The 15,192-nt window shown below is 70.2% G+C and carries 15 protein-coding genes; 8 read left to right on the top strand and 7 right to left on the bottom strand.

The genetic code is table 11. From position 1 onward, the window contains the following. The first annotated feature begins 59 nt into the window (after positions 1-59). The 7 genes from modA to rodA all read left to right on the top strand — a co-directional run bounded on the left by modA (position 60) and on the right by rodA (position 7,671). Positions 60-803, top strand: a complete 744-nt coding sequence (modA, locus tag AC2D8W_RS03510) for a molybdate ABC transporter substrate-binding protein (RefSeq protein WP_484670544.1) — start codon at positions 60-62, stop codon at positions 801-803. Beyond that, positions 800-1,483: a molybdate ABC transporter permease subunit gene (gene modB, locus AC2D8W_RS03505; protein WP_484670349.1), complete on the top strand. Its 684-nt coding sequence runs from the start codon at positions 800-802 to the stop codon at positions 1,481-1,483. Before modA ends, modB begins: the two co-directional genes overlap by 4 nt. A 248-nt stretch (positions 1,484-1,731) precedes the next feature. Further along, on the top strand, positions 1,732-2,775 hold the full coding sequence (locus AC2D8W_RS03500) for a rod shape-determining protein (RefSeq protein ID WP_012522835.1): 1,044 nt from the start codon (positions 1,732-1,734) through the stop codon (positions 2,773-2,775). Positions 2,776-2,800: 25 nt separating this feature from the next. Beyond that, positions 2,801-3,907: a rod shape-determining protein MreC gene (gene mreC, locus AC2D8W_RS03495; RefSeq protein ID WP_484670348.1), complete on the top strand. Its 1,107-nt coding sequence runs from the start codon at positions 2,801-2,803 to the stop codon at positions 3,905-3,907. Beyond that, entirely contained in the window at positions 3,904-4,419 is a 516-nt protein-coding gene (locus tag AC2D8W_RS03490) for a hypothetical protein (RefSeq protein ID WP_484670347.1), read from the top strand. The genes mreC and AC2D8W_RS03490 overlap by 4 nt, the downstream gene beginning before the upstream one ends. A gap of 76 nt (positions 4,420-4,495) precedes the next feature. Beyond that, positions 4,496-6,520, top strand: a complete 2,025-nt coding sequence (gene mrdA, locus AC2D8W_RS03485) for a penicillin-binding protein 2 (protein WP_484670346.1) — start codon at positions 4,496-4,498, stop codon at positions 6,518-6,520. Further along, complete coding sequence (gene rodA, locus AC2D8W_RS03480; protein ID WP_293479482.1) at positions 6,517-7,671, top strand: rod shape-determining protein RodA; 1,155 nt, start codon at positions 6,517-6,519, stop codon at positions 7,669-7,671. Before mrdA ends, rodA begins: the two co-directional genes overlap by 4 nt. 4 nt (positions 7,672-7,675) lie before the next feature. Here rodA and AC2D8W_RS03475 read toward each other — a convergent pair whose 3' ends face one another. From AC2D8W_RS03475 to AC2D8W_RS03460, 4 genes are read right to left on the bottom strand one after another with little or no spacing between them, the layout of a single operon-like run. After that, a complete protein-coding gene (locus AC2D8W_RS03475; protein ID WP_484670345.1) occupies positions 7,676-8,269 on the bottom strand; it encodes a surface-adhesin E family protein in 594 nt (197 codons plus the stop codon). A 49-nt stretch (positions 8,270-8,318) separates the two neighbouring features. Further along, on the bottom strand, positions 8,319-8,702 hold the full coding sequence (locus tag AC2D8W_RS03470; RefSeq protein WP_484670344.1) for a nuclear transport factor 2 family protein: 384 nt from the start codon (positions 8,700-8,702) through the stop codon (positions 8,319-8,321). Positions 8,703-8,715: 13 nt separating this feature from the next. Further along, positions 8,716-9,708, bottom strand: a complete 993-nt coding sequence (gene pip / locus AC2D8W_RS03465) for a prolyl aminopeptidase (RefSeq protein WP_484670343.1) — start codon at positions 9,706-9,708, stop codon at positions 8,716-8,718. Between the two features lie 9 nt (positions 9,709-9,717). Beyond that, positions 9,718-10,704, bottom strand: a complete 987-nt coding sequence (locus AC2D8W_RS03460) for an alpha/beta fold hydrolase (protein ID WP_484670342.1) — start codon at positions 10,702-10,704, stop codon at positions 9,718-9,720. An 82-nt stretch (positions 10,705-10,786) separates the two neighbouring features. On the opposite strand from AC2D8W_RS03460, the gene AC2D8W_RS03455 reads away from it, so the two are divergent. Further along, the gene (locus AC2D8W_RS03455; RefSeq protein ID WP_484670341.1) at positions 10,787-12,004 is read left to right on the top strand and encodes a multidrug effflux MFS transporter; all 1,218 of its coding nucleotides are present in this window, start codon (positions 10,787-10,789) and stop codon (positions 12,002-12,004) included. On the opposite strand, the gene AC2D8W_RS03450 is transcribed toward AC2D8W_RS03455, so the two are convergent. The 3 genes from AC2D8W_RS03450 to AC2D8W_RS03440 are packed head-to-tail and all read right to left on the bottom strand — an operon-like array spanning position 12,001 to position 15,082. Then, positions 12,001-12,384: a DUF423 domain-containing protein gene (locus AC2D8W_RS03450; protein ID WP_484670340.1), complete on the bottom strand. Its 384-nt coding sequence runs from the start codon at positions 12,382-12,384 to the stop codon at positions 12,001-12,003. The two genes, AC2D8W_RS03455 and AC2D8W_RS03450, sit on opposite strands and share 4 nt — an antisense overlap. Beyond that, entirely contained in the window at positions 12,384-13,805 is a 1,422-nt protein-coding gene (locus AC2D8W_RS03445; protein WP_484670339.1) for an amidase, read from the bottom strand. The genes AC2D8W_RS03450 and AC2D8W_RS03445 overlap by 1 nt, the downstream gene beginning before the upstream one ends. After that, entirely contained in the window at positions 13,805-15,082 is a 1,278-nt protein-coding gene (locus tag AC2D8W_RS03440; RefSeq protein WP_293479469.1) for an aminotransferase class III-fold pyridoxal phosphate-dependent enzyme, read from the bottom strand. The genes AC2D8W_RS03445 and AC2D8W_RS03440 overlap by 1 nt, the downstream gene beginning before the upstream one ends. Positions 15,083-15,192 lie beyond the last annotated feature (110 nt).

Raw genomic sequence — 15,192 nt, 5'->3', positions numbered from 1 at the left:
GCCGCCGGTCCTCCGGTATGAAGCCTTGCCGCTCCAGCATGGACCTGAGACAGAACCCGATGTTCCGCCGCCTGATGCTCGGGCTCCTCGCCGCCGCCGCGCTCGCGGGTCCCGCCGGGGCCGCCGAGGTGAAGGTGGCGGTGGCGGCGAACTTCGCCGAGCCGGCCAAGGCGATCGCGGCGCGGTTCAAGGCGCGGACGGGCCACGATGCGACGCTGAGCTTCGGGTCCTCGGGCCAGTTCTTCACCCAGATCGCCAACGGCGCGCCCTACGGCGTGTTCCTCTCCGCCGACCGGGAGCGGCCGGAGCGGGCCGAGGCGCAAGGCCTCGCGGCGCCGGGCAGCCGGTTCACCTACGCCGTGGGACGGCTGGTGCTCTATTCGAAGGCTCCGGGGTTTGTGGACCCGCGCGGCGACGTCCTGCGCCAGGGTCGCTTCGAGAAGATCGCCATCGCCGATCCGAAGACGGCGCCCTACGGGCTCGCGGCGATGCAGACCATGCGCAGCCTGGGCCTCGAGGGCCGGCTGAAGGGCAGGCTGGTCCAGGGGGCCTCGATCACCCAGGCCTACCAGTTCGTCGACACCGGCGCCGCGGAGATCGGGTTCGTCGCCCTGTCCCAGGTGGTCAACGCGAGGCGCGGCTCGCGCTGGATCGTCCCGAGCCGTCTCCATGCGCCGATCGAGCAGCAGGCGGTCCTGCTCCGCCGCGGCGCCGGCAACGCCGCGGCCCGCGCCTTCGTGGCCTTCCTGCAAGGTCCGGAGGCGAAGGCCATCGTCCGCCGCTACGGGTACGAGATCCCGTGAGCGAACTCCTGTCCGTCATCTGGCTCACGCTCAAGCTGGCGGGCGTGACCACGCTGATCCTCCTGGTCCTGGCCACGCCGCTCGCGTGGTGGCTGGCGCGCAGGCGCGGGCTTGCGAGCGAGTTCGTGGCGGCGCTCGTGGCGCTTCCCATCGTCCTGCCGCCCACGGTCCTCGGGTTCTACCTGCTGATCGCCATGGGACCGGAAAGCCCCTTGATGATCCCCCTGCAGGCGCTGGGCTTCCGCACCCTGGCGTTCACCTTCGAGGGCCTGGTGATCGGCTCGATCCTCTACTCGCTGCCCTTCGCGGTGCAGCCGCTGCGGAACGCCTTCGCGGCCGTGGGCGAGGACAGCCTGGACGCCGCCGCCACGCTCGGCGCGAGCAGGCTGCAGACGTTCGCCCGCGTCGTCCTGCCGCTGTCGGTCCCCGGCTACGTCGTCGCCGCCATCCTGACCTTCGCGCACACCATCGGCGAGTTCGGCGTGGTGCTGATGATCGGGGGCGCCATCCCGGGGGTCTCGAACGTACTGTCGATCGAGATCTTCAAGTCGGTCGAAGCCCTCGAATGGGGCCGTGCGCACCTGCTCGCGGCGCTGCTCACCGTCTTCGGTCTGGCTGTCGTGCTGAGCCTGCTTCGGCTCGAGCGCAGGTTCTCGGTCCTGCCGCTCAACGAGCGGTAGATTGCCCGCCTGCGGCGCTGCAACGGAAATCCGGTGTTTCCGCGGCGCCGCGCCGCAGCGCATTTCGCGCGCGACGCGAAAGCGCACACTGCTCTTTAAGCCTTGAAATGAGAGATTCGGCAGGGCAGAGGGACTTCAAAGCCCGCCAGACAAAGCCTAGCGACTCGACGCATCTTCCAGGCGTCAGGTCGGTCGGCTTGGACCCTCTGTCGGACGCGTCATTAGCCCCTATCCCCTCAGGGCCCTGCATGATCTCTTCCCTCTTCGGCGCCATCTCGAACGACATCGCCATCGACCTCGGCACGGCGAACACGCTCATCTACATGAAGGGCAAGGGGATTGTGCTGAACGAGCCCTCGGTGGTGGCGCTTCGCAACGTGGGCGGGCGCAAGGTGGTCCACGCGGTGGGGATCGAGGCCAAGCAGATGCTGGGCCGCACGCCGGGCCACATGGAAGCCATCCGCCCGATGCGGGACGGGGTCATCGCCGACTTCGAAGTCGCCGAGGAGATGATCAAGTACTTCATCCGCAAGGTTCACAACCGAAAGGGCTTCGTGAACCCGAAGGTGATCGTGTGCGTGCCGTCGGGCGCCACGGCCGTGGAACGCCGGGCCATCAACGACAGCTGCCTGAACGCCGGCGGCCGCCGCGTGGGCCTGATCGACGAACCCATGGCGGCCGCCATAGGGGCTGGCCTGCCGATCCACGAGCCCACCGGCTCGATGGTGGTCGACATCGGCGGCGGCACCACCGAGGTGGCCGTGCTCTCGCTCTCGGGCATCGTCTATTCGCGCTCGGTCCGCGTCGGCGGCGACAAGATGGACGAGGCGATCATCAGCTACATGCGCCGCAACCATAATCTGCTGATCGGCGAGACCACCGCCGAGCGGATCAAGAAGGAGATCGGCACCGCCCGCGCGCCCGCCGACGGCGAGGGCCTGTCGATCGAGGTCAAGGGCCGCGACCTGATGCAGGGCGTGCCGCGGGAAGTGCGCATCAGCGAGAAGCAGGCCTCCGACGCGCTGTCGGAGCCGGTCGGTCAGATCGTGGACGCGGTGAAGATGGCGCTGGAAGCCACGCCGCCGGAACTCGCCTCCGACATCGCCGACAAGGGCATCATGCTGACCGGGGGCGGCGCGCTGCTGCGGGGCCTCGACGCCGAGATCCGCGACCACACCGGCCTGCCGGTGACGGTGGCCGACGATCCGCTGAGCTGCGTCGCGCTCGGCTGCGGCAAGGTGCTCGAGCATCCGAAGTGGATGAAGGGCGTCCTGGAATCCACTCTGGCGTAGGACAGGCGCGCGAGCGGAGTCTGAGATGTCCTTGAGGGACAACCCGCTCGGCGAACTCAGGGTCCCGCTGACCTGGACGGCGGGCATCGTCTTCATCGTGGTGCTGATCGCCTCGGTGGCGATCCTGCTGTCCGACCGCCGCGAGACGTTCGACACCGACCAGTACGGCAACCCGCGCACCCTGTCCGACAAGGTGATGGCGCCGGTGGGCGATGCGTTGTCCACGCCGGGCCGGCTGACGGGGCAGGGGGTCGAGGGCGTTCGAGGCTACTTCTTCGCGGTGTCCGAGAACCGCCGGCTTCGCGCCGAGCTCAAGAACATGCAGCAGTGGCGCGACGTCGCCATCGCCCTGCGCGACACGAACGAGCGGTACCGCCAGATCCTCGGCCTCAAGACCGACCCGCCGATCCCCATGGCCACGGCGCGGATCGTGACGGAATCCCGTGGCCCGTTCGCCCATTCGCGGCTGGCCAACATCGGCAGCGAGGCCGGCGTCCGGCCCGGCAATCCGGTGATGAGCGAGAACGGCCTGGTCGGTCGCATCGTCGGCGTGACCAACGGCGCCAGCCGCGTCCTGCTTCTGACGGACGCCGCCTCCCGCACCCCGGTCATGATCGACCGCACGAACGCCCGCGCCATCCTGACCGGGGACGGCGGGCCCAATCCCCAGCTCGGCTATCTGCGGGGCACGAACGCCGTACGCGCGGGCGACCGGATCGTCACCTCGGGCGACGGCGGCGTCCTGCCGCGGGGCCTGCCGGTGGGCATCGCGGTCAGGGGGCTGGACGGCCGCTGGCGGGTGGTGCTGGCCTCGGACAAGGCGCCGGTGGACTACGTCCGGATCCTGCTGTTCCAGGACTTCACCCAGATCGTCGACCGCGCCGGGCTGGACAAGGTGGAGCCGCCGCCGCCCACGCCGGGCGCCTCGACGCTGCCGCCGCCGCCGATCGAGGCGCCGGCCGCGCCGGCTGGGACGCCCACGGCGCCGGCCGGCGCGGTCCCACCGGCGGGCGCCGCGCCCGCCGCAACCCCGCCTGCTTCGAACACCCGGACGCCTGCGCCGAAGACCCCGCCTGCGAAGGCCCCGCCGGCGAAGGCGGCGCCCTCCGCCGCCCGGGAGGGCGCGCCGTGAGTTCCGCCGCAGCACGCGGCCTGGCGCCCTGGCGGTGGCTGGGGCTGCCGATGCTGGCGGTGATGGCGGGCGCCTTCCTGTTCGCCCTTCCCATCCGGGTGTTCGGCGTCAGCCTGCCGGAGCCCGTCTTCGCCCTGCCGGTGGTGTTCGCCTGGGCCTACATCCGGCCCTCGATGCTCGCGCCCATCTGCGTGATGATCATCGGCCTCTACCAGGATCTGCTCTGGGGCAGCCCGCTGGGGTTCTGGGCCGTCTGCCTGCTGCTGCCGTACGGCGTCGTGCTCGGGTCGCGATCGATCCTGGCGGGCCAGAGCCGGCTCATGATGTGGGTGTGGTACGGCGCGGCGACCCTCCTGGCGCTGGGGGCCGGCTATCTCTTCACGATGCTGAACTCGCAGAACGCGCCCGACGCCGTGGCGGTGTTCTGGCAATTCCTCGCCACAGTCGTCCTCTATCCCTTCGCCGACCGGCTCATCGAACGGTTCGAGGACGCCGACGTGAGGTTCCGATGAGCAAGCCGGTTGCTCCCGCGGGCTTTGGACGTACGCTGGCGCCGAGCGGATCTCGCGCGAGCGGGAGGGCAGGGGCATGACGCAACCCGCCATCTTCTTCGAGGAAGTGAACGAGCGGCAGGGCGTGTTCCATCGCCGCTCGATCCTGCTGGGCGCTTTCGCCGGGCTTGGGCTCGGCGCGCTGGGCGCCCGGCTCGCCTACCTGCAGCTCTTCGAGACGCAGCGGTACGAGAAGCTCGCCGCCTCCAACCAGTTCAACTTCAAGCTGGCCCCGGCCCCGCGGGGCGTGATCGTCGACCGGAACGGGGCGATCCTGGCGGCCAACCGCCCGAACTTCCGGCTCCTCGTCGCGCGCGACAAGGGGGTCGACGCCGAGGCGACCCTGAAGACCCTGGCCCACTACGTGCCGCTGGACGAGGCGCGCCAGCGTCGCCTGCTGCGCGACATCAACGCCGCGCCGAAGCGGGCGCCCGTCTCGGTCATGGAAGACATGAGCTGGGAGCAGTTCTCGGCCATCAACGTGCGGTCGCCCGAGCTGCCCGGCGTCACCGCCGACATGGGCGAGGTGCGCGTGTACCCCCATGGGGGCGCCTTCGCCCACGTGATCGGCTACGTGGCCAAGGTGAACAAGGACGACATCGACGAGATCGTGAAGACCGGCGGCAAGCCCGATCCGATCATGCTTCATCCGGGCTTCCGGGTGGGCAAGCAGGGCGTCGAGAAGGCGTTCGACCTGCCGCTTCGCGGCAAGCCCGGCGCGCGCAAGGTCGAGGTCGACGCCAACGGCCGCGAAGTGCGCCACGATGACGAGGGCGACATCCCCGCGATCCCGGGCGAGGAGATACAGCTCACCCTCGACGTCGACATCCAGAACCGCGCGCTCGAGGTGTTCGGCGAGGAGAGCGGCGGCGCGGTGATGATGGACTGCCGCACCGGCGACATCCTCTGCATGACCTCGGCGCCCTCGTTCGACGCCAACCGCTTCGTGCGCGGGCTCACGGGCGCGGAGTACCGGGCGCTGGCGGGCTACGAGCGCAAGCCGCTGCTCGACAAGTGCCTGTCGGGCCTCTACCCGCCCGGCTCCACCTTCAAGACGATGACCGCCCTGGCCGTGCTCATGGCGGGGATCGACCCCGACCAGACCGTCTCGTGCGGCGGCGGCATGTTCTTCGGCGGCCGCTTCTTCCACTGCCACAAGAAGGGCGGGCACGGGCCGCAGAACCTCAACGACGCGATCAAGAACTCCTGCGACACCTACTTCTACGCCATGTCGCTGCGCGTCGGGCCCGATCGGATCGCCCAGGCGGCCCGGGCGTTCGGCCTCGGCCAGACCTTCGACATCGGCATCCCCGGCCAGAAGAAGGGCATCGTCCCCGACCCCGCCTGGAAGAAGCGCTACTTCAAGAAGAACGAGGCCATGCAGCCCTGGTGGCCGGGCGAGAACCTGAGCTATGCCATCGGCCAGGGCTATCTGCAGGTGAACTGCCTGCAGCTCGCCGTGATGACGGCGCGGCTGGCGAACACGCACTACAAGGCGCTCAACCCGCGCCTGATCAAGTCGGTCGGGGGGCGGGAGCGGCCGCGGGGCTCCGAGGTGCCGGACCTGCCGTTCCCGCGTGAGCACATCGACCGGGTGCGCGCCGGCATGGCGGCCGTGACGGACGTCGGCGGGACCGGCTATCGGGCCAGCCAGCTTGGCCTCGGCGACATCCTGATGGCGGGCAAGACCGGTACCGCGCAGGTCCGCAACTACGACAAGGGCGGCTCCCGCGGCAAAGGCGGCGTCTGGGGCCTGCGCGACCATGGACTCTTCGTCTGCTACGCGCCGATCGACGAGCCCCGCTACGCCCTGGCGGTGATCGTCCAGCACGGGATGGGCGGCTCGACCGCCGCGGCGCCGCGGGCGCGCGAGATCATGCGCACGGCGCTGCTGAAGGACCCGGAGATCCTGGCCCGCGTGCAGAAACCGCTGCCGATGCCCGAGATGACGCCGGACCTGGAGCAGGACACCGTCCCGCTCGCGCCGACCCTCACGCCCGCCGGCGTCCAGCCTGCGCCGGCGGCGCCGGCCGCCCCCACAGCCCCGGGACGCCCCGCATGACCGTCTCTGCCCTGACCCGTCCCGGCGAGCGCGACCGGCTGATCGTCAAGCTGAGCGAGATCGACTGGGTCTTCGTGCTGGTCATCTCGCTGATCGCCGGCGCCGGCGCGCTGATGCTGTTCTCCGCCGGCGGCTCGTCCTGGAGCCCGTGGGCGGGCAACCACGTGATGCGCTTCGGCATCTGCCTGGTGCTCATGCTCACCCTGGCGGTGATCGACATCCGCGTCTGGCGCGCCGTCGCCTATCCCGTCTACATCGTGGGACTGCTGCTGCTGGTGGCGGTCGAGCTGGTCGGCGACACCCGGTTGGGCGCCCAGCGGTGGCTCTCCATCGGCTCGTTCAGCTTCCAGCCGTCCGAGGTGATGAAGCTGGGCATCGTGCTGGCGCTCGCCCGGCTCTACCACGGCGCCTCGGCCAAGCAGGCCCGGCTCTCGTGGTGGCTGCTGATCCCGGCGGCGATGATCGCGCTCCCGGTCCTCCTGGTGGCCCACCAGCCGGACCTGGGTACGGCGATGCTCATCGCGCTGACCGGCGGCGCGATCGTGGTCCTGGCGGGTCTTTCTTGGAAGATCATCGCCGGGGCCATCCTCGGCGTCGCGGCCATCATCCCACCGTTCGTCATGTTCGTGATGCACGACTACCAGCGCCAGCGCGTGCTGACCTTCCTGGACCCGGAGAGCGATCCCTCGGGGTCCGGCTACCACATCCTGCAGTCGATGATCGCCCTGGGTTCGGGCGGGCTGCTGGGCAAGGGCTACGGCTTCGGCTCCCAGAGCCAGCTCAACTACCTGCCCGAGAAGCAGACCGACTTCATCTTCGCCGCGCTGGCCGAGGAGTTCGGCTTCGTGGGCTGCATCTCGGTGCTGATCCTCTATGCGGCGGCCATCTTCATGGCGCTGCGGATGGCCTACCTGAGCCACAGCCACTTCGGCCGCCTGGCCGCCGCCGGCGTCACCGCGACCTTCACCCTCTACGTGATCATCAACGGCGCTATGGTCATGGGACTGGCGCCGGTGGTCGGCGTGCCGATGCCCATGCTGAGCTACGGCGGGACGGTCATGCTGACGGTCATGATCGGCTTCGGCCTGGTCCAGTCCGTGCGCGTGCACCGCTACGCCGAGGTGACGAGCGGCAAGGGCAGCCTGGTCTAGGCGGCTATGGCCACAGGTCCTTGAGCGAGGGCTTCTTCGCCTGCGATTTCGGGGGAGGAGGCCCTTTAGTGGACTTTGCCTTAGTGTCGGCCGTCGGTGCGGCTGGCGGATCCCACGACGCCATGAGCGAGACGACGAGTTTGCCCGCGCTCTCTGCGCTCACCGCGCTGCCGCCGCCGCCTTGACCGCACGCGATCCGCAACGCCGCGGCTGTGTCAGGAGCCTTGAAGGCGTTCTCCCAGCCAAAGTCAGGGTTCTGCCGCTTTACCAGGGGCTCGCCAGAGCGGGAGAACGCCGTGAACTCGCGCCAGCGGAATTCGCGGCGTTCGCAGTCGTAGTCTGTGAGGGTCCTCACATATCCGGGCTGTGGAGGAGGGCTGGCCGCGATGTTCCGAACCACCCGGATCGTCCAAGCGCGAACCACGGGGCCGCCGCCGACAACCTCGATCTGCTGGTCGTCGATCACCGTCCAGGACTCAGCGCCGGACTCGACCACGTAGAACAAGCGGTTCGTCGGTGCTTTCGCAACCGGTGGCGGGGCGGCCATTGCCGCTGCCATGAGCGCGCAGCCGGCGCAGGTGGTGGCGAGCGAACTCATGCCTCACTCAGTAGCCCGCAGGCCGCATGCCGCCAAGTCTGGGGATACCTCAGAAGGGCTCGAAGCAGTCGTAGTTGCGCTGGCGGCGGATCTTGTCGCCCCGGAACTCGAAGAAGACAGCGAAGCGCGCCTTCATGGCGTCGCCGGGTTTCAGTGACCTGAGCGGCACCGCGAGCACGCCGCGCCATAGGACCTCGCAGGCGACGACGTCCCCGGTCTCGAGCATCGTCACGATCTCGTAGGTCTCCCAGGTCAGCACGTTCTTGCCGCGGGCGTTCGCGGCCTTCAGATCCTCGATCGTGCGGCGCGCGCCGGCCGGAACAAGCGCGTTCGGGAACTCCTCCTGCACCGCGTCCTCGGTGAGGAACGAGAGCGAGTCGTTGCGGGTCTCGATGGCCTTCAGGTAGGCGCGGACGATGTCGGCGCGGCTCATCGTCAGGCGCGCCTCAGACGGCCAGGGCCTGGTCCGTCGCCCTCACCAGGGCGTCGACGATGCCCGGTTCGGTGGAGGCGTGGCCGGCGTCCCAGACGACTTCGAACCGGCTCCGCGGCCAGGCGGCCTTGAGCTTCCAGGCGCTCTCCAGCGGCGTCACAACGTCGAAGCGGCCCTGCACGATCCAGCCCGGGATGTCGGCGATCCGGCCGATGTTTTCCAGGATCCAGTTCTCGCTGTCGAAGAAGCCGCCGTTGGCGAAGAAGTGGCACTCGATGCGCGCGAACGCGATGGCGAAGTCGATCTCGTTGAACTTCGACGGCCGCGCCTCCGGGCCCCGGATCGAGATCGTGTCGCCCTCCCACTGGCTCCAGGCGGCGGCCGCCTCGGCCTGGATGCGCCGGTCGGGACTGGTCAGGCGCTTGTGGTAGGCGGCGATCATGTCGCCACGCTCTTCGGGGGGGATCGGCGCACAGAACCGCGCCCAGGCGTCGGGGAACATCATGCACGCCCCGTCCTGGTAGAACCACCGCAGCTCGCGCTGCGTCAGCAGGAACACGCCGCGCAGGACGAGGCTCTCCACCCGCTCCGGATGCCGGATCGCGTAGGCCAGGGCCAACGTCGAGCCCCACGAGCCGCCGAAGACGCACCACTTCTCGACGCCAAGGTGCTGGCGCAGCCGCTCGATGTCGTCGACCAGGGCCCAGGTCGTATTGTCGTCCAGGCTGGCGTTGGGGCGGCTCTTGCCGCAGCCGCGCTGGTCGAACAGCGCCATGCGCCACTTCGCCGGATCGAAGAAGCGGCGCATGGTCGGGTTGATCGCGCCCCCGGGCCCGCCGTGCAGGATCACGCAGGGCTTGCCCTGCGGATTGCCGCACTCCTCGTAGAACACCTCGTGCGGTCCTCCGGTCGAGAGGTAACCGCTGGCGAACGGCTCGTTGTCCGGGAACAGGCCGCGTCGGTGGCTCGTGGTCGCGACCGCGGGCGCCGGGGTGTTTCGTTCCATTCAGGCCTTCTACTTCGGGAAGCGCCGGTCCAGCCAGTCCAGGATCAGGCGGTTCACTTCGTCCGGTTTCTCCTGCTGTGTCCAGTGGCCGGAGCCCTGGACAAGCCGGGTTTCGAGATCGCCGATGAAGGCCGGCATCGGCTCTGCCGCGGAGGGCGGCAGGACGGCGTCCAGTTCGGCGGTGATCATCAGGCAGGGGACGCCGTCGATCCGCGTGGGCAACGTCTCGGCGCGCTCCCAGTTGCGGGTGAAGTTGCGATACCAGCTGACGGGCCCGAAGAAGCCGCCGTCGCGGAACGCGTCGGCGAATACCGCCAGCTCGTCGGGCGTCAGCAGCCGCTCGCGCGGGTCGGCGTCCGGGCTCCACATCTTCAGCAGGTCGCGGAAGGCGAAGGTGGAGCCCGAGGCCGATGTGGGCGGCGTCTCGACGGGCGCGGCCGCCGGCCGTCGCATGAAGAAGTCCATCGTACGGGTGGTGTCGGCGCCCAGCACGGCCTCGGGTTCGTCCGGGTTCTGGAACCACACGATGTACATGTCGGGCCCGAACCGCTGGCGCATGATGGCGATGGGGTCGGCCGGCGCGCGCGGCATGAAGGGCGTGTTGAGCCCGATCACGCCCGCCACTCGCTGGGGATGGATGAGCGGCATCTGCCACACGACGATGCCGCCCCAGTCGTGCCCGCAGAAGATGGCTTTCTCGACCCCCAGGTGATCGAGGAGCCCCGCCATGTCCCCGGTCAACTGGTCGATGTCGTAGTCGGTCACGCCGGCGGGCTTCGACGAGATGCCGTACCCGCGCTGGTCGGGAGCGATGACCCATCGTCCCGCCTCGCCCAGCGCGTTGATCTGGTGGCGCCATGAGAAGGCGAGTTCCGGGAAGCCGTGGCTCAGGACGATCGGAACGCCCTCGCGCGGCCCGGCCTCGTAGTAGCCGAGCTCGATTCCGTTCACCCGCGCCCGCTTCGGCGGCGGCATCATCGTTTCCAGCGCACCCATCCAACCCTCCCGGCGTTTCCGACGCCCTGCCGCACCGATTTCGGTTTTCCGCGGCGCGTGAACTCCATATGGCAGCCCTGTCGTGACGTCCGCCAACGAGACTTCTTCCGGGGCGCCGCCCAGGACGCCCTGGGGCCTGGTGGTCCTGCTGGGCGCCCTCACCGCGATGGGCCCGCTCGCGATCGACATGTACCTGCCGAGCCTGCCCGCGATCGCGGCTGGCCTCGAGGCCGACCCGGCTCAGGCCCAGGCGACCGTCGCGGCGTTCCTGGCAGGGATGGCGGTCGGCCAGCCCTTCTATGGCCCCTGGTCGGACCGCATCGGCCGGCGCATACCCCTTCTCCTGGGCGTGCTCATCTTCATGGCCGCGTCGGCCGCATGCGCCCTGGCGACCTCCGCCGAGATGCTGCTGGCCGCGCGCTTCGTGCAGGCGCTGGGCGCCTGCGCCGGAGGGGTCGTGTCGCGCGCCATCGTGCGCGACCGCTTCGACCACGCGGAAACCGCCAGGATGCTCAGCCTGATGATGCTGATCATGGGCCTGGCCCCGATCCTCGCGCCGATCCTGGGAAGCGCCCTGCTGGCGATGGGCGGGTGGCGGCTGAACTTCTGGTTCATGACGATCTTCGGCGCGGCGCTTGCCGTCGCGGCCTTCGCGAGACTGCGGGAGTCCCGGTCGGAAGCCACGGCCGTCCAGGCGTCGCGGGAGAACCCGTTCCAGGCCTACGCCGCCCTGCTGCGGCAGCGCCGCCTGATCGGCTACGGCCTCGCCGGCGCGCTGAACGGGGCGACGCTCTTCACCTACATCTCCTCATCGCCGGGACTGATCATGGGGACCTACGGCCACTCCGCCGCCGTCTATCCCTGGCTCTTCGGCCTGAACGCGCTGGGCGTCATCGGGGCGGGTCAGGTGAACCGCATGATCCTGCGCCGGCTCACGCCGGACGCGGTGCTCCTTCGCGCCAGCGCGATCGCGCTGGTCTTCGCCGTCCTGCTCGCCCTCGCCGCGCTCACCGGCCTTGGCGGTCAATGGACCGTGCTGCCGCTGCTGTTCCTGCTGCTCGCCAGCTACGGCTTCATGCAGGGGAACACCATGGCCGGCGCCCTCAACGTGGACCCGCTGCGCGCCGGATCCATATCCGCGCTGATGGGGACCCTGTCGTTCGCCACCGGAGCGGCGGCGGCGAGCCTCGTCGCGCTGTGGCACGACGGCGGCCCCACGGCCATGGCGCTGGTGATGCTGGCGGCGCTGGTGGGCTCGGCCGTCTCGCTGCGCACGCTCGCGCTGCCGACGCAGCCCTAGCCCGCCTGAGGATCCACGCCCCGGGCCGCCCAGGCCAGGATGAGCCAGCCGGTCAGGAAGAGCAGGCCGCCGATGGGGGTGATCGCGCCGAGCCATCGCGGCGCGCCCAGCGCCATGGCGTAGAGACTGCCCGAGAAGAGCACCACCCCCGACAGGAAGAAGGCAGGGGCGAGCCGGGCGCGGCGCGCGCCGACCTGCATCAGGGTCGCGCAGGCGAAGGTCGCCATGGTGTGCATGAATCCGTAGGTGGCGCCTGTCCGCAGCCACTCCTGCGCCTTGGGATCCTTCACCCCGTGCGCCGCGAACGCGCCGACGGCCACGGCGACGAAGCCGCTGATCGCCGCCAGCGTCATCCAGTTCCGCCGCGTCCAGAACCCCATCAGCCCCACACCTGCGGACGCCGGTCCTTCCACGGCGTCTCCTTCTCGAGTTGAGCGGCCAGGCGGAACAGCGTCGCCTCGTCGGCGTAGCGGCCCGTGAACATCATCCCGATCGGCAGGCCGGCGGAGTCCATGTGGAGCGGGAGGCTCATGGACGGCTGGCCGGTGTAGTTGAACGGCGGCGTGAACGGGAAGACGCGGCCCTGGCGGCGGTTCACCTCGCGCGGCTCCAGGTTCACCGGGTCGATGAAGCCGATCTCGGGCACCGGCGTGCCGAGCACCGGCGAGAGATAGACGTCGACGTCCTCGAAGAAGCGAACCACCTCGCGCGCCAGCATCCGCGTCTCCTGCAGCGAATACATGACGTCGGCGCCGGTCTGGCGGCGGCCGGCCTTGAGCGAGGCCCAGGTCAGCGGCTCCAGTTCGTCCGGCTCGGGCTCGCGGCCCACCTCGGCGATGAGCCGGGCCATTCCGGCGGCGAAGTTGGCGGCGGCCGCGGCGCCGCGCGAGGCGTAGAGGGCGCGGTAGTCGACGCCCAGGCCCTTCTCGAAGACCTCGTGGCCGAGCGCCTTCAGCGTGGCGGCCGTCTTCTCCAGCGCGGCCTGGATCTCGGGGTCGATCGGACGGCCCGACGGGGTCTCGCTGGACCAGGCGATCCGCAGCCTGCCCGGGCTTGCGCCCAGTTCCTCGACGTAGGGCCGGGCCTTGGGCGGGGCAGGGTAGGGCGAGCCGGGCTCGGGCACGCCGGTCACGTCCAGCATGGCCGCGCTGTCGCGGACGGTGCGGGTGACGACGTGGTCGACCACATTGCCCATCGCGTAGTCGAAGCCGTCGGGCAGGTTGGGGTTGCGGTCACGGGTCACCTTCAGCCCCACCAGGCCGCAGCAAGCGGAGGGGATGCGGATGGAGCCCAGGCCGTCCGAGGCGTGCGCCAGGGGCGCGATCCCGGCCGCGACCGCGCTGGCCGAGCCGCCCGACGAGCCGCCGGCGATGTGGTTCGGATTCCAGGGGTTGCGGCAGGGGCCCAGGCGCGCGCTCTCGGTGGTGCCGGTGATGCCGTACTCGGGCGTGTTGGTCTTGCCGAGCGGGACGACGCCCGCGCTGCGGTAGCGCGCCATCAGGCCGCTGTCGGCGGCGTCCACCAGGTTGCCGAACCGGCTCCCGTGCGTGCGGGGCCAGCCCGCGACCGAGATGCCGAGGTCCTTGATCAGGAACGGTACGCCCTTGAACGGGCCGTCCGGAAGCGGTCCCGTCGCGGCCTTGCGGGCGTCCTCGAAGCCTTCGTAGACGATCGCGTTCAGCTTTGGATTGTGCCGCTCGGCGCGTGCGATCGCCGCCTCGACCAGTTCGGCCGGCGTCACCTGCCCCTTGCGGACCAGTTCGGCGAGGCCCAGGCCATCGTAGTTCGAGTAGTCGTCCATCAGCGGGCTCCGGCGGCGAGGAAGGCCATTTTCTCAACGGGGGGCAGTTCGGGCGCCTGGCGCTTCAGGACCCCGAACGCGCCCTCGGCCGCGTCCAGCGCCGCGTCGATGTCGGCCTCGGTCATGGCGGCGCAAAGGAACATGTTGTGCCAGGGGTGCACGTAGACGCCCCGGCCCAGCATCTCGGACGAGAAGCAGAACCCCTTCCGCAGGTCGGGGTCGTCGTCGAACAGGAAGAGGGGCATGACCCCGGGACCCGTCTGGCGGAAGCCGAAGCCGGCGGCCCGTGCGCGTTCGTCGAGGCCCTGGCGGAGGCGCTCGCCCAGGGCGGTGATCCGCTCCAGATAGTCGGTCTCGCGGATCAGCCGGAGCGTCTCCAGCGCCGCGGCCATGGGCGCGGCCTGGTACCAGAACGAGCCCGTGACGTAGATCGACGCCGCCGCCTTGCGCGCCCTGTCGTTCCCAAGCAGCACCGAGATCGGGTGTCCGTTGGCCACGCACTTGCCCCACGAGGACAGGTCGGGCCGCACGCCCAGGCGCTCCCACGAGCAGTCGCGGCTGAGCCGGAAGCCGGCCCGCACCTCGTCCACGACCAGGAGCGCGCCCGTGGCGTCGCAGAGCTCGCGGGCGCGGCGGGCGTAGGCCGGGTCGGGATCCGCCTGATCGATGAAGGCGTCGTGCTTGAAGGGGGCCGCGAACACGGCGGCGAGGTCGTCGCCGGCCTCGGCCACGGCCGCCTCCAGGCTGGCCACGTCGTTGTAGTCGTAGAGGATCTGGTGCGAGCGGTCGCTGTCGATGACCCCGGCCGGCCGCGGCACGCACCAGGGCGCGGCGCCGTGGTAGGCGCCCTTGGCCCGCACCACCGTCTTCCGCTTCGTGTGCGCCCGCGCCGTGGTCAGCGCCATGGTGGTGGCGTCCGTGCCGTTCTTGCAGAAGATCGCCCAGTCGGCGTGGCTCACCATGCGCACCAGCGCCTCGGCGAGTTCCACCATCAGGGCCGTCGGGCCCGTCAGCGTGTCGCCCAGGCCCAGCTGGCGGACGTAGGCGGCGTCGATCTCGGGATGCCCGTAGCCGAACAGGTTCGGGCCGTAGGCGCACATGAAGTCGAGGTAGCGGGCGCCGTCCACGTCCCACAGGTGCGCGCCTTCCGCCCGCGCGAAGAACTGCGGATAGTCGTCCGGGAGCAGGCCCACCGACTGGTGCCCGAACATGCCCCCGGGGATGACCGCGGCGGCGCGCTCGCGAAGGTTCCGGTCGGCGCTGTTGGCGCGGGTCATGCGGCCTCCCTTTTCGTTGTCTGCGGACATTAGGGCCACCGCCCTCTCCACGTCATCCCCCGGCTTGGCGAGAGAGGCAGCGGCGGCGCTCAAGGTGGCTCATGCACAGC

Source organism: Phenylobacterium sp. T106 (assembly GCF_057219735.1).
This window is presented reverse-complemented; position numbering and strand designations above follow the sequence as displayed.